Origin of the sequence: Nostoc sp., from assembly GCF_036917615.1 — a bacterium.
Classification (GTDB): domain Bacteria; phylum Cyanobacteriota; class Cyanobacteriia; order Cyanobacteriales; family Nostocaceae; genus Nostoc.
On sequence record NZ_JBALCZ010000063.1, the window covers coordinates 1 to 22,342 of the forward strand.

The window sequence follows — 22,342 nt, forward strand, 5'->3', positions numbered from 1 at the left end:
GTCCTTCCTTCTACTGATTTACCACTTATTGCACCCGAATACAACGGCGTAGACCGCAATGCATTTTTGTTTGGCTTCACTCCTCAAGCTGAAATTTGGAACGGTCGCTTGGCAGCTATTGGCTTTCTTGCATATTTACTTTGGGATTTGGCAGGTTATAGCGTCCTGCGCGACGTTTTACATCTGATTGGCTACTAGAAACTAAACACCTAAAAAGCTACTAGATTTTGGAGGAAAAAATGGCAACTAGAGAAACTCCCTCTACTGACAATTCTTAACTCCTCACTAATCTCGATTTTGGTTTTGCCTACCAAAATCGAGAACTTCTTTTTAGATAGATCGCCAATAAATCTCATGACGCTGAGGATTGCTTCCCAGTTTTCTCCACTCTACCTCCCTAAGTTTAATTAATTGCATAGTAGCAAAAAAGCCACCTAGTTATAGGTGACTTATGTATGATTAAAATTTGATAAAAATTATTAAAATTCTGAACAGCGATTATTCATCAATACAACTAGGAATGCCCAAAACAGCACAGGGAAAATTAGAATTTAGTGCCTCAATCATCGGATGATTGACAGATTTGCAACCTAGAAACAGAATATCGGCAGCTTCTGATTCAACAACTTTCTTAAGTTCTGTGGAAATGCAGCCAAACCGCAAATGAGATTTGAAGGAACCCTGCCATTCTTCAGCCAAACTTCGGGCTTGCCAAAGAATTATATCTGCTTGTTGCAGAGGAGTTACCACTGTTTGCAATTTGGGTTGAGTTAATACCTGTGTGACAGACTTTGAGACTTCACTGACTTGACATTCCAATGAAGGCTGTTGTTTTGGAAAGCTGAAGATGTTTGAATACTGGCTGCTTTGATTGTCTTCTACCACATAAACGGCTTGAACTGTGACTTCTGCATTAGTGGCTAAACGCGTTTGATGGGCAATCCAAAAGGCAATATCTAGTGCCGTATGACTGTTAGGAGATGCGTCATAGGCAACAATTAAGTTAACTGCTTTTTCTATTTGAGGTTTTTTAGAAAAAGGTTTTTTTGGTTCTGGCAATAGTACCATTTGTTCAATTAAGTCATTTCGACCTGTGGCACTTTGCAGACGTGCTAACATTGGCTTGATTTGCACAGCTTTACTTCTCCTAATGAAATGAATTAACAATGAGAAGCAGGGGGACAAATTTTGGATTTTGGACTTCGGCTACGCTCAGTCGAACGATTTGGGATTTTAGATTGAGTGACGACAACCAAAATTTAAAATCTGAAATTAGTCAAGGAAACCCCAATAATAACTGTATTACAGCCAAAGTCTTGGGGGTTCCTTCCATTGCCTACGGAGTTAGCTGACGGGCTAAGACTGGAAGGTGTCTCTCGTAAGATTAGCCCCAAACATTGGTTCCTCCGTTCCAAATCCAGCTTTCATGAATTTGAATTAGGCTACCCACTAAAAAAAATGATAATCTAATTTACTCCTCTTGGGCAAAATATCGATCAAGGAAATTCAGGGCGTGGTTACGGAGTTCAAAATATTCTTTTGAGTTTCGCATGGCGGCGCGAGCCTCTTCCAGAGGAGCTTCTCCTGACGGAGACGCTTTGCGAACGCTAACGCGTGGATGCTCAAAGGGAACTTTTAATATCTTCCCGATACTAGCAGCCGGGCCATTGGTCATTAATACGATGCGAGCGGACATATAAATTGCTTCATCTACATCGTGGGTAATCATCATCACTGCTTGCCGATTATTTTCCCAAATATCTAATACTTGCCGCTCCAATTTGCCACGAGTTAGTGCATCTAGTGCCCCAAAAGGTTCATCCATCAGCAACATTTTAGGACGAATTGCTAAAGCTCTGGCAATACCTACTCGTTGTTTCATACCTCCAGAAATTTCATCAGGATATTTGTCAGCCGCCGCCGTCAAGTTTACCATTGCCAAATGCTGATTTACAATGCTAATTTTTTCAGATCTCTTAGCATTTTTTAACACTTCATCCACGGCTAAACGGATATTTTCTCGCACTGTTAACCAAGGTAACAGCGAATAGTTCTGAAATCCCACCATCCTTTCGGCTCCTGGCTGACGAATTTCTTGTCCATCTAGCCTAACTGAGCCGGAAGTGGCTTTTTCTAACTTAGCTACTATCTTTAGTAGAGTTGATTTGCCACAACCTGAGTGACCAATTACAGAAATATATTCATCTTCACCAATCGTCAGATTAACCCCATCTAAAACGACAAAGTTATCTTTATCAGGTGTCGGATAAGACTTGACTAAATTTTAAATTTCTAAAAATCCAGTGTGGGGTAGAACTTCGCTCTGGGTATTAATAGGTAATGGAGTATATTCCATCATCAAAGGCTCCGGAAATAATTTAGTCATCAAACAATTTTGGATTTTAGGTCGCACCAAAGGTGCGCTTCCAGCGCAACTGGGATTTTAGATTGATTCTGACCAAAACAATGCTGGGCTGCTGAGGATTTTAGATTTATTTCACCCAAGAGGGGCAGGGCATAAACCAAAGAACCACAATCCAAAATCTATCTTGGAAAGTTGAGCCACTGTGTTGGACGGGTCTCCCGGCTTGTCCCTTGCGTGTCTCTCCTTCTCCCAAAGGGAGAGGCTAGCGCCTGCCGTAGGATGCCCAAAGGGCTGTAGGGAGAAGCAAGTGGCGTCTGAGCGCAGGAAACCTCCGCTCAGACTTTCCGCAAAATCTAAAATCCAAAATTGGCAGGGATTTAAGACATGAAAAAGTTAGTGGGAGCGTTAGCCCTGATGGCAAAACTATTCAGATAACCCACAGGATCAAAAATTAGACCGTCGCGGGAGGTAGCCCAACTGCCTTCGCGGTTGAGTGTGAGGTTCAAACCATATTTGCGGAAGAAGCCTTTTTTCCAGGCGATCGCAAATGGCGCACAATCATTAACAGGAAGCTAACCAATGGTGAGATCGGATTTTTGTAGGTCTTGGGATCTAATTACTGGTTGAACACCTAAGGCTTCTTCAGTTAGTCCTTTGGCGGATCTATCTCCTGAAATTCCACAGGAGGACAGCGCTATTCCCGTTGTGGTTGCTCCTATTCTTTTGATTAAGTCTCGTCGAGTCCAGTTATTATCACCCATTCTTGTAGCTCCATTGGTGATTAATTTGGTTGTAAGATAGGCTAATGCAAAGGCGCAAAGTTAAAGAGCGTCTTAGCGTCTTGATCCGAAAAACTTTAATCAGTTAGAAGCTGTAGGGCAACAAGTTACTAATTCTTGGATTTTGCCAACGGCGTAATCTAGGATTAACCCAGTTAAGCCAATTATCAACACAGCTAAAAAGACTGAACTCAGGTTTAAGCGACTCCATTCATCCCAAACAAAAAAGCCGATACCAATACCGCCTGTAAGCATTTCCACGGCGACGATTACTAGCCACGCTATCCCTAAACTAATTCGTAAACCTGTAAAAATATACGGCAAACTTGCAGGCCAAATGATTTTTGTAATTCGTCGCCTACGGGGCATTTCCAGCACTCGTGCCACATCTAAATAATCTTTGGGAACGCTAGAAACTCCTAAGGCGGTATTAATAATTGTTGGCCATAAAGAAGTAATAAAGATCACAAAAATGGCGGAAGGATCTGCTAAATTGAAAATTGCTAAGGCGATCGGCAGCCAAGCTAGGGGCGATACGGGTTTAAAAATTTGAATGATCGGATTGAGCGCTAGCATTGCCGGTCTGGACATGCCAATTAGAAACCCCAGAGGAATCGCTACTACCGCACCTAATAAAAAGCCCAGTAATACCCGGCGCAGACTTGCGATCAACAACCAACCAATTCCCAAGTTGCCAGGGCCTCTTTGGTAGAAGGGATTTAAGATGTAGTCTAGATTAGCGATTAGCGCTTCTGGTGGGGTGGGCATCAATTCATGGTTGGCAAGTGCGACAATCCACCACAGCACAATTATTCCCAAAAACCCCAATATAGGTAGAAAGAAGACATCTCTAAGGATGACAGGTTTTGCCTTTTTCCAAGCGGCTTGTCCAGCGATCGCTGCAATCGCTGCCAAATTTAGTTGAAATATCATTTACGACTTCAACAGATTTAAGTGCAGGTACAAAAAATCCGAGCAGTACCAGCCTTGGACACCGATGAGATCGGAACATTAGAATAATGCCGTCTCTTCAGTCTCCTCTCAATGCCTACGAAGTTAGCTGACGGGCTAGGGCTGAAAGATGCCCTTCTGAAGAAAGTTATAAGTTATGAGTTATGAGTTATGAGTTATAAGTTGAATATTTAGTAAAGTAATTTCTAACTCCTGACTCTCAACTCCTCACTTTCTATAAGATACGCCCCACAATTTGGTTCCTCCGCTCCAACGTCACGCACTGTGATCTGCTGGATTAGGCTGACTTACTCTAATAGATACGAGATTATGCACAATATAACATCCATACTCAGTAAAAGCTATCTGGATTATCATAAGTGTTGTTTATTTTAATACCGAAATCAAGTGCTTTCTTTTGCTTTTCCGTAATTAATAAAATTTATAATTTTTTATAATTCTTTTTTGTTGTGTGATCAGGAAACTCATTGCATAGATAGCTAAACAACAATAGTTGAGTCAAGTATCAAGTTTGTTACCTGCTTGATTAAGATTTATTAAAAAACATGAGATTATTCTTTACAAATTTTACATCCGCATAGTTTATCCAGTAAATAACAGAACAAATAAAATCTATTTCTTTTGGTAGGTGAACTATATCGCTAAATTTGGTACAAGTTCACTGCACTCGTTAAACTAATTGCATATGGAAGTTTACTCATCTATCTCCTAGCTGAATTTAAAAAAATGGATTTTAGTCAAGTATTGGCTGAAAAAACGGACACCATCATAGATAAATGGATTGCAGCAGTTCGTGAGGATAGACGGATTGAAAGTGCTGATGACCTATCTTACACAGCGGTAAAGGATCACATCCCCGATGTTTTAAGAGTAATGGTAACGGTGCTTTCAAAATCTCAGGATAATGATATTCAGTCAATAGTTACTGCCAGTTTTCAGCATGGGGCTATTCGAGCCGAACAAGGCTTTGATTCAGCAGAAATTGCCAGAGAGTATCATCTGCTGCGAACAGTAATATTTGATGCTCTACAAGCAGATTTATTGAATGGAACACCTGTAGAGATAATTCGTTCTATGCGTTTGATTGACGCGATCATAGATGAAGCGATCGCTCGGTGTTTCAAGAGTTATGTTGAGGAGAAGTTGCGAGAATTACAGCAGTTGCAGTCATCATTAACACTCCATAATCAAAAACTCACACGTTTAATTAGCGCTAATCAAGAACATCTTTCCCAACTAGCCCATGAACTGAAACATCCTCTAACTTCCATTATTGGTTATTCAGATTTGTTTTTACGCCAACAACGACGAAAGACTCGGCTAAAAGACACTTCTGTCAACTTAGAACATATTGAGCGCGTCCTACGCAATAGTAGACAATTACTCCACCTGATTAATGATGTATTAGAACTTTCGCGGTATGAAACAGGGCAGATAAAACTGCAACTAGCACCCACTGATGTACGTGAATTAATTAATAATGTGTATGAAATGTTGGAACCTTTAGCTGCTGGAAAAAATTTAAAAATCGTAGTAGATTGCGATCGCGCTCCCAAAGAATTATTCACAGATTGTTTTCAATTCCAACAGATTGTCACAAATCTTATTAGTAATGCAATTCGCTATACAGAGTCGGGGACTGTTATTATAATGTGTCAGGTGTTGGAGAACCAGAGATGGGCGATCGCAGTTTCTGACACAGGAATTGGCATTGCACCCGAAAACCAAGCCCAGATATTTGAACCCTACTTTCGTGTAAGTGCTAGCGATCGTCCCTATCTTCCTGATAGTACTGGATTGGGGTTAGCGATCGTCTCCCGCTTGGTGAAATTACTACAAGGTACAATTAACCTAGTATCTGAAGTGGGAGTTGGTTCTACTTTTACCGTAATTTTGCCCTTAGAAATAGAGAGTTGATTTCGCGCCAAGACGTAAAATTCTTCTCTACGCCTCTGCGTGAAATCAAAAAACATTTTTACAACAAACCTTTTATTTTCAAATCAGCTAGCGCATCTTCAGCAGCAGCTTTCTCAGCATCCTTTTTATTGCGTCCCTTACCTTCGCCGTAAATTTTTCCATCTACCAATACTTTTGCGATGAATTCTGGCGCGTGAGAAGGGCCACCTATTTGTTCTGTGAAATATTTGGGGGGAGTTGGAGTAACGTTGCGTTGCACCCATTCTTGAAAGCGATTTTTTGAGTCTACATTAGAACGAGACACAATTATATGCTTAGGATCTACAGAATCAAATAGCGGTTCTATAATGGCGCGAACTGCTTCAATATTGGAATCATTATCTAAATAGTAAGCACCAAGGACTGCTTCAAAAGTGCTACTGAGCAAATTAGGATTTTGGTAGCCTCCGTCTCGAATTGCGCCTTTTCCTAACCGCAACCTAAAGTCTAAACCTACCTCCTCGGCGAACTTTGCCAATTGCTTCTCATCTACCAGCGCTGAACGCCGCCGTGTTAATTCATCTTCTCCCATTTCTCGATGACAACTATATAGATATTCGCCACTTAAGAAATTCAGTAAAGCATCACCGAGAAACTCTAGGCGTTCATTATGTTCGCCTTCTCCTGGGTTTTCATTGACATAAGAACGGTGAGTAAGCGCTTGTCGCAGAAGTTTTTCATCATGGAATATTAGAACTTTGTGCATTTTTATCTTTTCCTATTTTTAGTAATTAATTGAATGGAAAAGGTGGGCAATATGCCCATCCTAGAAGATAATATCCTAATAAAATTGAGATGCTACTTAGAAACAATCCTTCTTGCTCCAAAGAGGTGGATAGAGACTATTTCCACGAGTGTTATTACACTGAAAACAAGAAAGTCGTAAGTTTTCAAAAGAATTAGAGCCGCCATGACTCTTGGGTAAAAGGTGTTCAATTGTTAGCCTCTCTTGTGGTATATTCTGGCGACACCACCAACAGTTAGAGCCATAAAAATCACTAAGTTGCTGTTTTTTATTACGTTTTTGTTTGGTATTCATTTTGTCGATGTTCCATTTTGCTTGTTGTTTGCAACAGCATTGGAATATTACGCATCTATGGCTAACGAATTTCTGTCGAGGGAATTTATTAAAAATAAATCTACCTTGATAAAAAAAATTCGCTATCTACGCTTTGGTTTGGTTCAAGTCTCAGCCGTAGAATTCCTGGCTTCCTACCAAGTTTCGCGTCATCCTTTCCCCTGAAAATCCACCCAAACATCTTGTCTTCCCGTTAAAAGTCTAGTCAATCAGTTGACCTGACATTGGGCTGAATATTCAGCCGAAGGGATGACACGAAGTTCGGCAGGAAACTAGGAATTCTGCTGCTGAGACAACACCAAAAATCTGCGTTTTAGAGTGCGGTTATTTTGCTGTCTTGGATACACCTTAGTATAAATAATGCTGGATTGTCAATATAGTTATTTATGAAGATTCGTCAAAGCGTAGACGCGTAGCGGCTTGTCGTCAGACATCGCCTGACATCCATCAAGTTTAATAATCATCTATGGTATTTTCTCAAAAACAGCATTTATTTAAAAAATATTCTAGATAATAAATAATTTACGGCTTATTTTGCGCGATCGCACTATACAAAATACCTAAAATTTTCTCAATATCCTTAATATAATATTCACTCAAATCAATCGCTACTACATTACCTTCAAGTTTGAGAAATTGCCAGATAGTACCGATAGTAACAGCACCATATATAGCTTTTATTTGATTTCCACCTCTCTCGTTAAATAACTGGGCCGCTACCATTTCGGCAATACATTGTGCTAAACCAGACCTTAAATTCTCATTTTTACTTTCTACTAGGACAATCACCGGACTACGTACAAGCAACTGCTCCGAAGAAAGACTCAAAATAAAATCACAAAAACCATTTAGTCCTCGTTGGCTATCAACAGTAAAATCAACTCCAGAAAAAAAGCTTATTTCATAATTGAATTTGCGTCTAATTTCTAACAAAATTGGACTGATTATCATTTCACTCCGAGCTTTTTTCGAACTTATCGCTACTGCTAAATCAACATTTTCCATCAAAATAGTAGATAATAAATCACTGCATTTTTGCTCCTGTACATTTGCAAATAGTCCAGATGACTCGTGGATAACTAACCCAAAAGAATCAATAACTTCAATAAGTTTGAAATCACTATAAGCGATAAAACTTACTCCTTTGTTTTATGACTACATCCTATCTTATTACTATAGCAAAGTTGAAGAATTCAGCTTGGTCATAAACCAAAGAAGAATCTGAAACCTCCATCACTAATAGCACATCAGCAGGTTGAGGATGACCAGAAAGATAATTATCATCTCGGTTTTGAAGAATAGTAAAATCTGGTTAAGGTTCGCTATTAGGTGGCAAAGCAATCGGAGCTTGAAATTGCAAAGTTGTCCGCTCACCTACAAGTTTTGGAAGTTCCCGCAACAAGTTTCGCAAACAAGTTTCATGGGCTGTACCTTTGGATGCCATTTCAATAATTTCCCCGTTGATTAATTCAATGTGGTCATCTTCATGGAAAAAGCCCAATTCAGTAAGCCTGTGGTATTCAGCTAGTGTGAAGCGTTTAGCCTGAGCAATACTTATAAATCTTCCTCTCAAGGGAAATGCGATGGCGTAACCGCCCGCCGGAGGCGATCGCCCTTATATTCTAAATGTGTCAGAAATTGGTATGCTAAAGGCCGAGACTCGCTATGAAAGCAAACGATGCCTGCGCCTACTATCAATCCCACGATCACTGCCTTTCCCTTGACAGCCGTAGTTGGTCAAGAAGCAATTAAATTAGCCTTACTCTTAGCCGCAGTTGATCCTGGTTTAGGGGGAGTAGCGATCGCAGGTCGTCGCGGTACGGCAAAATCTGTGATGGCTCGTGCTATCCACGCTCTACTACCACCCATTGAAGTTGTCAAAGGCTCAATCAGTAATTGTCACCCCAACCACCCAGAAGAATGGGATGATCAACTTCTGGCGGAGTACGCAGACAAAGATATTCAAGATGTTCCCGTCGAAATCATTCCCGCGCCTTTTTTGCAAATTCCTCTAGGTATCACAGAAGACCGACTATTGGGTTCAGTGGATGTTGAAAAGTCCGTACAACAAGGTGATACCATTTTTCAGCCCGGATTACTCGCTACAGCAAACCGAGGTGTACTGTACGTAGATGAAATTAATTTATTAGATGACCAAATATCAAATCAGCTTCTAACAGTATTATCTGAGGGACGCAACCAGATTGAACGGGAAGGGATTAGTTTTCAGCATCCGTGCAAATCTCTATTTATTGCCACCTACAACCCAGAAGAAGGCGGATTACGGGAGCATTTGCTAGATAGAATTGCGATCGCACTTTCTGCTGACGGTGTACTCGGCTTAGATCAAAGAGTAGCAGCAGTAGAGGTTGCGATCGCCTATTCTAAATCTCCCCAAGACTTTCTTCAACAGTACAACGAAGACTTAGACGCCCTCAAAACCCAAATCATCTTGGCACGGGAATGGTTGAAAGAAGTAACCATCACCCATGAACAAATTGCCTACTTAGTGGATGAGGCGATTCGCGGCGGAGTTCAGGGACATCGCGCCGAGTTATTTGCTGTGCGGGTTGCCAAGGCGGCGGCGGCTTTGGAAGGACGAACAACAGTCAATGCCGAAGATTTGCGCCGTGCTGTGGAACTGGTGATTGTACCACGCGCCACAATTGTGCAGACACCGCCACCAGAACAACAAGCACCACCGCCTCCACCCCCGCCACAGAATCAAGAAGAACCCCAGGACGAATCAGAACAGGAAGAAGAGGAACCAGAAGAACAGGAAGAAAATCAAGAGCAAGAACCCCCCAGCATCCCGGAAGAATTCATTTTTGATCCGGAAGGGGTAATTCTTGATGACAGCGTGCTTTACTTTACTCAAATGGCGAAGCGGCAAGGTAAATCTGGTAGTCGCAGTGTCATTTTTTCCGATGACAGAGGACGCTACATTAAGCCCATGTTGCCCAAGGGGAAAGCGCGACGCATTGCAGTAGATGCTACCCTGAGAGCTGCGGCTCCTTATCAAAAAGCCCGAAGAGAAAGACACCCAGATAGAAAAGTTATTGTCGAACAGGCTGATATTCGCTCGAAACGCCTGGTACGTAAAGCAGGGGCGTTGGTAGTATTTGTGGTAGATGCTTCTGGCTCAATGGCCCTGAATCGAATGCAATCGGCTAAAGGTGCGGTGATGCAACTGTTGACAGAAGCTTATCAAAACCGCGACCAAATAGCATTAATTCCCTTCCGAGGAGAACAAGCAGAGGTGTTATTGCCTCCAACGCGTTCTATTGCCTTGGCGCGTAATCGCTTGGAAAGCTTGCCCTGTGGTGGGGGTTCGCCCTTAGCGCATGGTTTAACCCAAGCTGTGCGCGTCGGCTTAAATGCCCAGATGAGCGGAGATATTGGGCAAGTTGTGCTTGTAGCAATTACCGATGGACGGGGTAATATTCCCTTAGCACGTTCTTTAGGTGAACAACTAGAACCAGGAGAAAAGCCAGATATCAAAGGGGAATTATTAGAAATTGCTGCCAGAATCCGAGCTTTGGGGATGCAACTATTAGTAATTGATACGGAAAGTAAATTTGTGTCCACGGGCTTTGCTAAAGAATTATCGCAAACAGCAGGCGGTAAATATTATCATTTGCCGAAAGCGACAGATCAAGCTATTGCTGCCATGACCAAAGGTGCGATCGCTGATTTAAAATCTCGATAATTAGTTATTAGTCATTGGTCATTCGATTTTTGACTCAGCACAACTAAGACCCTGTTGGCATTACCTGTGGTTGCAAATAGTAAATCAAATCCTGGATTCCCTTTTGCAGATACCGCGTTACCGTCATTGGACTAGTGCCAATATTCTTAGCAGCATCCTTGCGAGAAAGTTCCTTCAAAAATACCATTTCAACTGCCATGCGGGGCTTTTCTTCTAACATATTTATTGCGCCTTGGAGTTGTTGCCGTTCTTCTTCTTCTTGCAGAAGAACATGAGAACGAGGACAAGGAAGTGCCTCACCCAAGGTTATTTGGCAATCAACATAGTTAACTGCGGTCGCATCTAAACTCAAAGGCATACGGTTTTGAGCAGCTAACTTGGTTTCTTGCCATTCTTGCACAGATACCCGAAGTTGGCTGGCAATTTCAGCATCCTTGGGTGGGCGACCCAAAGACATTGACAAATCCTTGCGAATTTTTTGCCCTTCATTGTACAGTTCTTGCCAACGACGAGGAATTTTTAATAGAGTACTGCGATCGCGTAAAAAGTGCAGCATCTCACCGCGAATATATGGCACAGCAAAGGAACTAAAAGCATATCCTTGGCTAGGGTCAAAGCGCTCAATTGCCCTAATTAAACCAAAATAACCGATTTGTTCTAAATCTTCATAAGGTTCATTACATTGATGGCTGAACTTATGAGCCATCTTCCGTACTAAGCCAGTATGTAACTGTACAAGTTTATTACGAAGTCTAATAGAAGGATTCTGGTGGTACAAGTGTAATAATTCTATACCATCAGTTCGTAAAGAGGACTCACTTGTTGCCATATACATTCCTTTGTTGTAACTCCTATTCCTGAGAAAATGGAGCTGCGTATATTTTCTTCTAAGCTGTCATTATTTTCCTTAGTCAAGGCAGAATAAGCCATCGTCGTTTCACTGAACTTATAAGGGGTCGAACTCTACAATTCAGTATTTGTACGCATGATTTTGTTCCCCTGTGTGTTGCAGGTTATGTTTGTTTTTTAGATAAAAATTTCAACCTGGGATAATTTTTTTGTTTAGTTGTTTTCTACCTTGCGTAACCCCTTCCTGGTTTATCGCCCTAAATCTTGGTAAGAATAGGGATAAGCAGAACGTTTTCCTCAAAAACAGTTTTTCAATATGAGCAATACCAGTAATTTTCGTGAAGCTATCCGTGAGGCTAAATCTCACGCCCTCGTTGGCCCAAACGTGATTGCCAACGCCCTCCCCTACGTCGGTGGTGGATTGGTGCTAACGGCATTAGGAACCTACGGCGGTTTAGGAGTTATCCGTACTAACCCCGGAATATTCTTTCCCACCTTCATTGGTGCGGTGATTTTGGAGTTAATTTTGTTCTTTGTTGCCCAAAATGTTGCCCAAAAAGGTAATAAGGGACTTGCACTACCCTTGTTGGCAACCTACAGCCTCTTGTCTGGATATACTCTCAGTGGCTTGGTATTTGTCGCCTTGAGATCCCAAGGTGTTGGCATTCAAGGCATTGGGCTGGCTGCCCTTGGTTGTGGCGTCACATTTATTGTTGCCCGTCAAATAGGTTCAAATCTCTCTGAACAAGACGGCATGGCTTTGACGAAAACCATCAATCTCGGTGTCATTGCCTTGGTGGTTGTGTGTCTAACCCAATTCGGATTTGCCATGTTTGGTGTTTACACGCCAAATTGGTTAGAAATCGCCATTTCCGGTTTGGGGGTGTTTCTGTTTGTTGGGGTTTCTGTTGTCGATTTCTATATCTTGCCCCGCACTTACAGCGATGACCAATATCTGCCTGCTGCTTTGTCGATGTACTTAACTTACATCAACTTGTTCGTCTTTATCTTGCGGTTGTTAATTGCCATAAATGGCCGCGATTAATTACCTGTAGGCACTAACAAAAGTAAAGTTTTATAAAGGAAAAACCGTGGTTAAATTTTTAGTAGCTACGGTTTTTTTATCGTTTTAATAGTAGAATATGTAGATAATTTCAGCCTCAAGTGAGCAAAACTATGCTATAACTCTTAAATATCAAAATCGAAGTAGAAAGGTTGTCTAATATCTTGACCAAGGCTGAAGGCTGTCTTTAACCTCCGAGAATTAAGTGCAAAAATTCAATATTTAGATCAAGTAATTGCTCAACCTAATTTTTGGAAGAATCCAACCCCTGCTTATCAAGCACTTCAAGAAATTGAATACTCCATATTTTACAAGCATCAGCAATATCAGCGCTGGTGTTCGATTCTAGAAGATATCAAGGCTGCTTTGGAATTGTTGGAATTATCAGCTGATGAGCAATTGTGGCAAGAGGTGCAAATCAACCTTACCCAACTCCAACAAGAACTCGAAACAGCAGACATCCGACAATTATTGTCTGACCCCCACGACAAAAAAGGTGCATTACTCACTATTACTGCTGAGGTTGATAATGCAGACAGTCAGTACTGGGCATATATGTTGCTAAAAATGTACTGGCGTTGGGGAAAAAGCCACGATTATCAATTGGATGTAGTAGAGATTTCTGAGGGGAATGAGGGCGGAGTTAAGTATGCAACCTTAGAAATTACAGCAAGTTGTGCATACGGCTACCTCAAATCAGAAACAGGCACACATCAACTACAACAGATATCGCCCTTCGATGTTACCAACAGCTTGCGGACGAGTTTACCTAATGTGGAAGTTATCCCAATATTGGGTGAGTCTGTTGAGTGGGAGATTCCAGAGAAGGATTTGCAAATAACTAGGTGGCAGTGCAATAGCAGGAATATTAATCACTCCGAAATATGGGTAAAGGTGCTTCACATTCCTAGCGGAATTAGTGTATTTTGTGACCAAGAGCGCAGTCAAATGCAAAACAAAGAGAAAGCCTTGGCTATTCTCAAGAGTAAACTGTTGGCGATGCCTACGGCTGGCTACGCCTACGCACTAGCCCAAGGTGTCCAGCAAGTTGACGAAATTCAACCTCGGTTGATAAAATTTCTATCCAACAAGCTCATCCGTGAATATATCTTGCATCCTTATACCAAGGTGAAAGATTTACGTACCAATGTAGAAACATCTGCTGCGACAGAGGTATTAGACGGTAAAATTGATTTGTTTATCAAAGCCTATCTGCAACAGCCAAGTCAAACTACTTTAGTGGACAAAGAAGCGCTTGATAATTCCAAGTAATTTTTGTAACTTATACAAGTAGTGTAGAAAAAATTTGCCCAACTACAGCTAAAATCAATAAATATAAGGAGAATAAAGAGCAATTTCCCACTACTAGCGCTCTATTTATCATTCAGCAAGCACTATGGAAGTCTTAGAACTCAAACGCGAAATCGAAACGTTGTCTGGCCGCCTGGGTAAAACCCAGGACTATCTTTGACGTACCTGCACTGACAGCCAAAATTCAAGATCTGGAAAAAATATCCGCTCAACCAGAATTTTGGGATAACCAAACTCAAGCCCAACAAACGCTACAAGAACTCAATGACCTGAAAGCCCACCTCCAGCAATATGATCAGTGGCAATCTAGTCTAGAAGATACTAAGGCTGTTGTTGAATTGTTGGAGTTAGAAACCGATGAGGCACTACTGCAAGAAGCAGAATCTACCATCACCAAGCTGAATCGTGACCTGGATCAGTGGGAATTACAACAGTTACTTTCCGGCCCCTATGATGCGGAAGGTGCTGTACTGACGATTAGTGCTGGTGCTGGTGGCACAGATGCTCAAGACTGGGCATTTATGCTGATGCGGATGTACACCCGTTGGGGCGAAGCTCACGGCTATAAGGTAACTTTAGCTGAAGAGTCGGAGGGTGATGAAGCCGGAATTAAATCGGCAACCCTAGAAATTACTGGTCGCTATGCCTATGGTTACTTGCGATCGGAGATGGGTACACATCGCTTAGTGCGGATTTCACCTTTTAATGCCAACGGTAAGCGACAAACCAGTTTTGCCGGGGTGGAAGTGATGCCACAGATTGATAACTCTGTGCAATTGGATATTCCAGATAAGGATTTGGACATCACCACAACTCGATCTGGTGGTAAAGGTGGGCAAAATGTCAACAAAGTAGAAACTGCGGTGCGGATTGTTCACCTTCCCACTGGTCTTGCCGTGCGCTGTACAGAGGAGCGATCGCAGCTGCAAAATAAAGAGAAAGCCCTAAATCGCCTCAAAGCAAAGCTGTTGGTCATAGCCAAGGAGCAACGTGCCCAAGAAATTGCTGAAATTCGTGGCGATATGGTGGAAGCCTCCTGGGGAAACCAAATCCGAAACTATGTGTTTCACCCTTACCAGATGGTGAAAGATTTGCGTACAAATACAGAAACAACGGGGATTGGCGATGTGATGAATGGCGAACTTGATACATTCATCCAAGCTTATCTGCGCCAAGAAAATAAACTAGTAGAAAACACTCCCGCATAATTGGGGATTAGCAATAGGTACTAAATAAGTTTTTTACTATTATTTAGTACCTATGATTTATTTTCTGGTATTTGAGATGAGCGCGTAGGCGTAGCCCGTCGTAGACATCGCATAGATTGGTGTGAACTTCACGTGAAAGCCAGTCTATAACCAGCTTTTAGAGATGTCTCGAAAAGAAGTCTCTGACTCTTAATACCTAATGGGGGGCTGCCGCCTCAAGACTAGCGGCACCGCAATAAGGGGCATTTCTAGCCTCTAGCTAGAAAGGAGGTTTGAAAAGGGTTTTACTTTAAGTTGACACCAATGGGTCGCATAGCACCCCATATCATTGGTGCTTTTTCACAGAAATCCCTTAGCAATATACAGGCGATCGCAATTCTATGCCAGACCAACTGTTACAGTTATAAAAGAGTCTGTGGACAAATAACTATGAGCAATTCTCCTTCAACAGAACCTCAACCTAGCTACGTAAAACTCGCCATGCGAAACATGGTGCGGAAGGGTGGAACTTCCCTGAAGCATTTTGCGTTGACTGCGGTAGGGCTTTTAGCTCTGCTTGTTGGTCTTGCTTACTTAACTCACTAACGACAAACCGTAACCTCAGACTAGGAGAGTGTGTGCCCCTGAGCGTTGAACTATATGTGGAGGAGTATTTTTACGATTTGTCCCCGACAACATCTGTAAAAATTGAGGACACTGATCCCCGAATTCCTCCTGAAACTTGGGAAAATTGGTTTAATCGCTGGTTAGAAATACTTCACCCTCATATTCCGCCAGCGCCAAGTTATGAAATCGGGCTGCGTTTGACAGATGACTTGCAAATTCAAGAACTGAATGCCCAGTATCGACAACAAAATAAGCCTACAGACGTTTTAGCCTTTGCTGCTTTGGAAGTGGATTTTCCTCAAAGCAAAGAAATGCTTGCTTCTATACCATTATACTTAGGTGATATTATTGTGTCTGTAGATACAGCACAACTTCAAGCTCAACAGCAGGAACATAGCTTACCAACTGAGCTAGCCTGGTTAGCTGCTCACGGGTTATTGCACCTGTTGGGCTGGGATCATCCTGATGAAGAAAGTTTGGGGCGAATGTTAGAACAGCAAGTGAGATTGCTGAACGCAATAGGTATTGCTATTGACATGGAATAGCAGTAGTTCGTGTATCCCTTAGTGTAAATTTGGGGTAATACTTTTATAATACTCCTGTGGAAAATTGCTTAAAGATTGCCTCAAAGTTAATTGCGCCATTAAAATCGGCGAATATTCCCACTGTAGCAACTCTGTTCTAGTGTTTTTAAGTCTATGTCCCAAAAAATTTCTCCATCACCAACGCCCACCTCGTTACAAACACTGGTGTCTAACGAACGGGAATTCTCCTGGAAAGTAGCCTCTAATTTATTTGTTAGTTTTAAATATGCTTGGGCTGGAATCAGCTATAGTTTTCAAACTCAACGGAATTTTCGCATCCACGTAAGTGTTTGTGCAATGGCGATCGCTTTAAGCGTTTTTTTGCATCTGCAAGCGGTGGAAATCGCAGTAATTGGTGTAACTAGTGGTTTAGTTTTGGCATTAGAGTTACTGAATACAGCGCTTGAGTCCCTTGTGGACTTAACCGTTAAGCAGACATACCATGATTTAGCAAAAATTGCTAAAGATTGTGCGGCTGGTGCAGTCCTTGTCTCTGCTTTGGTAGCGGTACTGGTAGCTGGTACGCTTTTGCTCCCTCCTCTGATAAAGTTAATTATATCGGCTTTGTAGACGTGATTTGCGTAGGCGAGGATTTACCGCAGGCATCGCCAAGTGAATCAGTAAGAGGATTACGCTCTGTGTGATCCCCTTTGGAGAACACATTATAAGCAATTCAAAATTTAAGTAATGCGATCGTGCCAAGCATCCTGGCTAAAGAGTTACTTGCTAATCTTTAGGAAGTGGCTTGTCGTAGAGTAGCCGCTTCATATCTACGCGTCCACGTAAACGTTATTTTTACACCTACCGAACAAATAGCATGAGATATTTGTCTATGCTTTTTGGAACTGATGAGTGATAAAAACCAGGAGTGATGAGTTTTGATTATAGTTATCGACAATTACGACAGTTTTACATATAATCTGGTGCAATATCTGGGAGAATTGGCAGCAGAATTCCCAGTGGCAGATGATATTCAAGTTTTTCGTAACGACAAGATATCCATAGATGAGATTCGGGTATTAAAACCGGAAGCCGTAGTTATTTCTCCTGGGCCTGGTCGCCCGGAAGATGCCGGCATTTCTTTAGAATTGATTGAACAGCTAGGCCAAGAGTTGCCAATTTTGGGTGTCTGTTTGGGACATCAAAGTATTGGTCAAGTATTCGGTGGTAAAATAATTTCTGCTCCAGAGTTGATGCATGGCAAAACCTCTCAGGTGTCTCACACTGGAGTGGGGGTTTTCCAGGGATTAGAAAATCCTCTAACCGCCACCAGGTATCATAGTTTGGTAATCGAACGTGAGACTTGCCCAGATGTGTTAGAAATCACCGCTTGGGTTGAAGATAACACCATTATGGGAGTGCGACACCGGAACTATCCTCACATTCAGGGCGTCCAGTTTCACCCAGAAAGTGTCCTGACATCTTCAGGAAAACAGTTATTGCGAAATTTTCTCCAACAGTTACACTCAAGAGCATAATTAATGAAACGACGACAGTTGATGGGCTATGCTGGGGCGGGGTTGGTCACAGCTTTAGTTACTACCTTGGGTTCTGAATCTCAAGCCGACGCACAATCTAGCGGTTTATCAGTTCAGTGGTTGGGTCATACTTGCTTTCTTTTTACTGGTGGCGGTGCGAAAATTCTTGTCAATCCATTTCGGGCGGTCGGCTGTACCGCTGGATATCGTCCACCAAAAGTTGCAGCAGATTTGGTACTGATTAGTAGCCAACTACTGGATGAAGGTGCTGTGGACGTCCTACCGGGAAATGCAAAACTCATCTACGAACCAGGAGTTTATGAGTTCAAAGGTATTAAGTTCCAAGGAATTGCCATAGACCACGATCGCAAAGGTGGTAAGCAGTTTGGCTCAAATACCGCTTGGAGTTGGAAGCAAGGCGGAATTAATATCCTCCACTTAGGGGGAGCCGCTGCACCCATTTCCATTGAGCAAAAAATCCTCCTGGGGCGTCCTGATGTGGCATTCATTCCAGTGGGAGGCAGTGCAAAAGCCTACAATGCTGAGGAAGCAAAGCAGGCTGTTCAAGTGTTAAATCCCAAGCTGATTATTCCCACTCATTACCGGACACAGGCGGCTGATGCTGCTTCGTGTGATATTTCGCCACTTGATAATTTTCTCACCTTGATGCAAGGTATGACAGTGCGGCGTAGCAACACAGATACTATTTCCATTAACCCTAAAGATTTGCCGGAAAATAGCGTGATTGAAGTTTTGAGTTACAAGTTTTAAGGAGCAGGGGATGAGTTGATGAGAGAGCAGGGGGAGAATAATCACTCCTGCCTCCTGAATTCTAAATTCTAAATTCTGATTTTAGAACGTATACCATTCTCCACCAAGCTTATCTGCATTGCTAATGGGAGTCTCAACCGCTGTCGTCCCATTTATAGTCCAAATTTTGTCTGCACCTGCTGTCTGATCGCGCCAGTAGATGTCGGTTTTGCCATCGCCATTGAAGTCGCCAAGGGATGGTGTTAAGGCCGCGTTAGTAGTAGGTAAGAAAGCTTGACTAGCAACTGTTGTACCATTCATCAACCAAGCGGTGTTCTTGCCAGTGGTGCTATTGTGCCAGAAGATGTCCGTCTTGCCATCGCCGTTAAAATCGCCAATTTTAGAAGTCCAGGCTGGGTCAAGTGTCTCCAGAGCACCCTCTGTGACTATGATCCCATTCATCGTCCAAACCTTGTTTTCACCTGTTTTAGCGTTTCTCCACAGAATGTCAGTCTTATAGTCGCCGTTGAAATCACCAACAGTAGGAGTCCAGGCGGCGTCTTGTGATTGTAGCGCTAATTCAGTCTTTTGCGTACCATTCATAAACCAAGCGCTGTTAGTGCCGGTTGTCTGATTGCGCCAAAAAATGTCGCTCTTACCATTACCGTCGAAATCAACAATCGTAGGAGTTAGTGCTGGGTCTGTTTTATCTAAAACAGTTGCACTCAGTACTTTTGTGCCATCCATCTCCCAAATAGCGTTCTCACCGCTTTTAGTATTATGCCAGAAGATATCTGTTTTGCGATCGCCATTGAAATCACCAATCTGAGAAGTCCAAGCTGGGTCAACGCTGGTTAGAGAAGCCGAATTAGCAACTTTTGTTCCATCCATCAGCACAATGGCATTAGTACCAGTTGTCTTATTGCGTAATAAGAAGTCGGTTTTGCCATCAGCATTGAAATCAGCAATTTTGTAATCATAGGTGGATAGGTCGAATTTACCTAGAGAACCCTGTTCGAGAACTTTTGTTCCATCCATCAACCGAATGATAATCTCACCGGTTTTAGAATCGACCCAAACTTTGTCCGTTTTGCCATCACCGTTAAAGTCAGGAGTAATCGCCGCACTAGTTAAGTAAGGATTAGGATTGGGATTTGCTGACGTATTGACAGGCTGGGTCAACGGTTCATTTTGTAGTGCATATGAGGATCTCTGACTTCCAAATCCCAAATCATAATTCAAATTCTCAAAAGAAGATGTCAAGATTTGTGATTTGTTAAAAGAGTCTGATGCCCATTGAGATGTATTCAAAGTTAAGGTTGGAGAATTTGAATTTCCAGACATGGTGTATTTTTATGATTGGTTGTCATATTTTTTTAACTTTTTTTTACAAGCTGTTTCTGTAATCAAATAACATTTACTAAGTTTTTAAGATTTCTTTATAAATATTTTCTCTTTATTAATGTCATTTTTTGAAGATAAATTTCTATTTGTTTTAAATGATTATTCGGAAATTTTCAAGTTCTATATAAGCAATTGCAAAAGTTTTTTTGTGATTTATCTATATGATTATTTTATAGATAAAATAATCAAACTTTAATCTATTTTCTGGAATATTGAAAATGTATAATTCAAACATACACATTTAGATAATTGTTACTCGGTTACATAAAAATATTTCCATTATCTAATCCTGATATGGTTAAATAAGACATCTCCGAAAAAATGTAGTAACGCATTAGCGTAGCGGGTCGTACCCTTACTCTTAAGAGTCCCTTGCTATATCGTATAATTAGTTTTTGGAGATGTCTAAGGGCTATGGATAACGCATATTTAATTTCTGGAGATGTCTAATATATTTATGCCTTGAGTTGAAACAAATATTGGCTAGAATAACTTAGATTAGCAACTACAGAGAAGCATGATCTGTGCATCATCTAGTTGTCAAAAGTGTAAAATAACACAAAACTTTAATACATACATCAGCTATGCAAGCAGAATATCGGCAGCGTCGCGAGCAGTTAATGGCAAAAATTGGTGATGGCACTGCTATTTTTCGGAGTGCGCCAATGGCAGTGATGCACAACGATGTCGAGTATGTTTATCGCCAAGACAGTGATTTCTTCTACCTGACTGGTTTTAACGAACCACAGGCAGTTGCAGTGTTAGCGCCGCATCATTCAGAACATCGGTTTGTGCTGTTTGTCCAACCGAAGGATCGCGAAAAGGAAGTATGGACTGGTTATCTTTGTGGGGTAGATGCAGCCAAGGAAATTTATGGTGCTGATGAAGCGTACCCGATTAGCGAGTTAGATGAAAAGTTGCCGCAGTATTTGGAAAAAGCTAGCCGCATTTACTATCACTTAGGACGCGATCGCACTTTTAATGACAAAATCCTGGGACATTACCAAAATTTACTGCGAACTTATCCTAAACGTGGTATAGGGCCGATCGCCATTGAAGATACTGGCCCTGTTCTCAACAGCATGAGATTGATCAAAAGCGAAGCTGAGTTGGAATTAATGCGTCAAGCAGCTGCGATCGCAACTGTTGCACACAATTACGCCCAAGAAATCGCTGCACCCGGACGTTATGAGTATGAAATTCAGGCGGAGATGGAACGGATCTTTCGAGTCCGGGGTGGGTTAGGCCCGGCTTATCCTTCAATTGTGGCTTCTGGCGTAAATGCTTGCGTACTGCATTACATTGAAAATAATCGTCAAATGCAGGATGGAGAATTACTGCTAATTGATGCCGGTTGTGCCTACGGCTATTACAACTCGGATATTACCCGGACGTTTCCTGTTGGGGGTAAATTTACGCCAGAACAAAAGACACTGTATGAGATTGTTTTGGAGGCGCAAAAACAAGCGATCGCTCAAGTGCAACCAGGTAATCCCTTCAAATTAGTTCACGATACAGCAGTGCGCGTTCTCACGGAAGGTTTAGTCGAACTTGGCATTCTCAAAGGCGAAATTGATAAGTTAATTGAAGAAGAGAAATATAAGCCATATTATATGCACCGCACCAGTCATTGGTTAGGGTTGGATGTCCATGATGTGGGGGTTTACCAGCATGGTGAAGATAAACCGCAGATTTTACAACCAGGTCAAATTTTGACAGTGGAACCGGGATTATATATTGTGCCTGACACCAAACTAGCAGAAGACCAACCAGAGACTGATTCTCGATGGATTGGCATTGGCATTCGGATTGAAGATGATGTGTTAGTTACACCTGGAGGACATGAGGTGTTAACTGCGGGAGTTCCCAAAGCAGTAGATGAAGTGGAACGATAAAAAATGGGGATGGTATGTACCATCCCCAAGCTAAAATTGCGGACAAGCCATCAGAGTCGTTGTCAGAATTCCTAAGATTTTGTCTATTTCTTTAATAAAGTAATCGTTCTTATCGATAAAGATGGTATTGTCACAAAGTTTGAGAAATTTCCAATCTGTTCCTGTTGTGACTACACCATAAATTTCATTGATAAGATTTCCTTGTTGCTGGTTAAACAATTGAGATGCAATCATTGTCGCAATGGTTGAGTCGATGGGGGATATTATTCCCCGCACCTCTCAGTTAGATCCGTGCGTACCCGTTTCCGTGTACACGGCTCCCGATGTTCTTAGCT

Annotated in this window: 20 protein-coding genes, 3 pseudogenes and 2 riboswitches; of the genes and pseudogenes, 12 read left to right on the forward strand and 11 right to left on the reverse strand. The window is 41.9% G+C overall.

The window, feature by feature from the left end; all coding sequences use genetic code 11:
- Positions 1 to 198: high light inducible protein (locus V7K85_RS22535; protein WP_334816723.1), on the forward strand; the 198-nt coding region annotated here is incomplete at its 5' end.
- A gap of 300 nt (positions 199 to 498) precedes the next feature.
- Here the strand turns inward: V7K85_RS22535 and V7K85_RS22540 are convergent.
- The 4 genes and pseudogenes from V7K85_RS22540 to ntrB all read right to left on the reverse strand — a co-directional run bounded on the left by V7K85_RS22540 (position 499) and on the right by ntrB (position 4,077).
- Positions 499 to 1,119, reverse strand: a complete 621-nt coding sequence (locus V7K85_RS22540; protein ID WP_334816753.1) for a universal stress protein — start codon at positions 1,117 to 1,119, stop codon at positions 499 to 501.
- A 199-nt stretch (positions 1,120 to 1,318) separates the two neighbouring features.
- Positions 1,319 to 1,454, reverse strand: a riboswitch (cyclic di-AMP (ydaO/yuaA leader).
- Positions 1,455 to 1,471: 17 nt separating this feature from the next.
- Positions 1,472 to 2,356: pseudogene (locus tag V7K85_RS22545) on the reverse strand (ABC transporter ATP-binding protein).
- Between the two features lie 401 nt (positions 2,357 to 2,757).
- A pseudogene (locus V7K85_RS22550) lies at positions 2,758 to 3,126 on the reverse strand (ABC transporter substrate-binding protein); the annotation flags it as partial.
- Positions 3,127 to 3,225: 99 nt separating this feature from the next.
- On the reverse strand, positions 3,226 to 4,077 hold the full coding sequence (gene ntrB / locus V7K85_RS22555) for a nitrate ABC transporter permease (RefSeq protein WP_334816725.1): 852 nt from the start codon (positions 4,075 to 4,077) through the stop codon (positions 3,226 to 3,228).
- Positions 4,078 to 4,174: 97 nt separating this feature from the next.
- Positions 4,175 to 4,410: riboswitch (cyclic di-AMP (ydaO/yuaA leader) on the reverse strand.
- 432 nt (positions 4,411 to 4,842) lie between these two features.
- Between ntrB and V7K85_RS22560 the strand changes: the two genes are divergently transcribed.
- A complete protein-coding gene (locus V7K85_RS22560; protein WP_334816727.1) occupies positions 4,843 to 6,033 on the forward strand; it encodes a sensor histidine kinase in 1,191 nt (396 codons plus the stop codon).
- Between the two features lie 58 nt (positions 6,034 to 6,091).
- Here V7K85_RS22560 and rnc read toward each other — a convergent pair whose 3' ends face one another.
- From rnc to V7K85_RS22580, 4 genes and pseudogenes are all read right to left on the reverse strand, one after another.
- Entirely contained in the window at positions 6,092 to 6,778 is a 687-nt protein-coding gene (rnc, locus tag V7K85_RS22565) for a ribonuclease III (protein WP_334816729.1), read from the reverse strand.
- Between the two features lie 96 nt (positions 6,779 to 6,874).
- Positions 6,875 to 7,111 (reverse strand): HNH endonuclease, encoded by a 237-nt coding sequence (locus tag V7K85_RS22570; protein WP_334816731.1) that lies wholly within the window; start codon positions 7,109 to 7,111, stop codon positions 6,875 to 6,877.
- 561 nt (positions 7,112 to 7,672) lie between these two features.
- On the reverse strand, positions 7,673 to 8,155 hold the full coding sequence (locus tag V7K85_RS22575) for a hypothetical protein (RefSeq protein WP_334816733.1): 483 nt from the start codon (positions 8,153 to 8,155) through the stop codon (positions 7,673 to 7,675).
- Between the two features lie 193 nt (positions 8,156 to 8,348).
- Positions 8,349 to 8,708 (reverse strand): annotated as a pseudogene (locus V7K85_RS22580) (Uma2 family endonuclease); the annotation flags it as partial.
- Positions 8,709 to 8,828: 120 nt separating this feature from the next.
- Between V7K85_RS22580 and bchD the strand changes: the two are divergent.
- Positions 8,829 to 10,859, forward strand: a complete 2,031-nt coding sequence (bchD, locus tag V7K85_RS22585) for a magnesium chelatase ATPase subunit D (RefSeq protein WP_334816735.1) — start codon at positions 8,829 to 8,831, stop codon at positions 10,857 to 10,859.
- 43 nt (positions 10,860 to 10,902) lie between these two features.
- On the opposite strand, the gene V7K85_RS22590 is transcribed toward bchD, so the two are convergent.
- Positions 10,903 to 11,688 (reverse strand): RNA polymerase sigma factor SigF, encoded by a 786-nt coding sequence (locus V7K85_RS22590; RefSeq protein WP_334816737.1) that lies wholly within the window; start codon positions 11,686 to 11,688, stop codon positions 10,903 to 10,905.
- Positions 11,689 to 12,024: 336 nt separating this feature from the next.
- On the opposite strand from V7K85_RS22590, the gene V7K85_RS22595 reads away from it, so the two are divergent.
- The 8 genes from V7K85_RS22595 (at position 12,025) to V7K85_RS22630 (ending at position 18,729) form a co-directional block, all read left to right on the forward strand.
- On the forward strand, positions 12,025 to 12,753 hold the full coding sequence (locus tag V7K85_RS22595; RefSeq protein ID WP_334816739.1) for a Bax inhibitor-1/YccA family protein: 729 nt from the start codon (positions 12,025 to 12,027) through the stop codon (positions 12,751 to 12,753).
- A gap of 231 nt (positions 12,754 to 12,984) precedes the next feature.
- Positions 12,985 to 14,043, forward strand: coding sequence for a PCRF domain-containing protein (locus V7K85_RS22600; protein WP_334816755.1), 1,059 nt, complete (start codon positions 12,985 to 12,987; stop codon positions 14,041 to 14,043).
- Between the two features lie 124 nt (positions 14,044 to 14,167).
- Positions 14,168 to 15,290 (forward strand): peptide chain release factor 2 gene (gene prfB / locus V7K85_RS22605; RefSeq protein WP_334816741.1). Its coding sequence is split into 2 segments (ribosomal slippage): positions 14,168 to 14,239 and positions 14,241 to 15,290, totalling 1,122 coding nucleotides; the frame shifts between segments, so codons are not numbered across the junction.
- Between the two features lie 429 nt (positions 15,291 to 15,719).
- Positions 15,720 to 15,875: a DUF3285 domain-containing protein gene (locus V7K85_RS22610; protein ID WP_104904774.1), complete on the forward strand. Its 156-nt coding sequence runs from the start codon at positions 15,720 to 15,722 to the stop codon at positions 15,873 to 15,875.
- Between the two features lie 38 nt (positions 15,876 to 15,913).
- A complete protein-coding gene (gene ybeY / locus V7K85_RS22615) occupies positions 15,914 to 16,441 on the forward strand; it encodes an rRNA maturation RNase YbeY (protein ID WP_334816757.1) in 528 nt (175 codons plus the stop codon).
- A gap of 153 nt (positions 16,442 to 16,594) precedes the next feature.
- The gene (locus tag V7K85_RS22620) at positions 16,595 to 17,050 is read left to right on the forward strand and encodes a diacylglycerol kinase family protein (RefSeq protein ID WP_334816743.1); all 456 of its coding nucleotides are present in this window, start codon (positions 16,595 to 16,597) and stop codon (positions 17,048 to 17,050) included.
- Between the two features lie 308 nt (positions 17,051 to 17,358).
- Positions 17,359 to 17,958 (forward strand): anthranilate synthase component II, encoded by a 600-nt coding sequence (locus tag V7K85_RS22625; RefSeq protein ID WP_334816745.1) that lies wholly within the window; start codon positions 17,359 to 17,361, stop codon positions 17,956 to 17,958.
- A 3-nt stretch (positions 17,959 to 17,961) separates the two neighbouring features.
- Complete coding sequence (locus V7K85_RS22630; RefSeq protein WP_334816747.1) at positions 17,962 to 18,729, forward strand: MBL fold metallo-hydrolase; 768 nt, start codon at positions 17,962 to 17,964, stop codon at positions 18,727 to 18,729.
- Between the two features lie 81 nt (positions 18,730 to 18,810).
- Here the strand turns inward: V7K85_RS22630 and V7K85_RS22635 are convergent, their stop codons facing one another.
- On the reverse strand, positions 18,811 to 20,052 hold the full coding sequence (locus V7K85_RS22635; protein WP_334816749.1) for an FG-GAP repeat domain-containing protein: 1,242 nt from the start codon (positions 20,050 to 20,052) through the stop codon (positions 18,811 to 18,813).
- Positions 20,053 to 20,696: 644 nt separating this feature from the next.
- Here V7K85_RS22635 and V7K85_RS22640 point away from each other — a divergent pair.
- A complete protein-coding gene (locus V7K85_RS22640; RefSeq protein WP_334816751.1) occupies positions 20,697 to 22,007 on the forward strand; it encodes an aminopeptidase P N-terminal domain-containing protein in 1,311 nt (436 codons plus the stop codon).
- Between the two features lie 30 nt (positions 22,008 to 22,037).
- Here V7K85_RS22640 and V7K85_RS22645 read toward each other — a convergent pair whose 3' ends face one another.
- Positions 22,038 to 22,241, reverse strand: a complete 204-nt coding sequence (locus V7K85_RS22645) for a hypothetical protein (protein ID WP_442940608.1) — start codon at positions 22,239 to 22,241, stop codon at positions 22,038 to 22,040.
- Between the last annotated feature and the right edge of the window lie 101 nt (positions 22,242 to 22,342).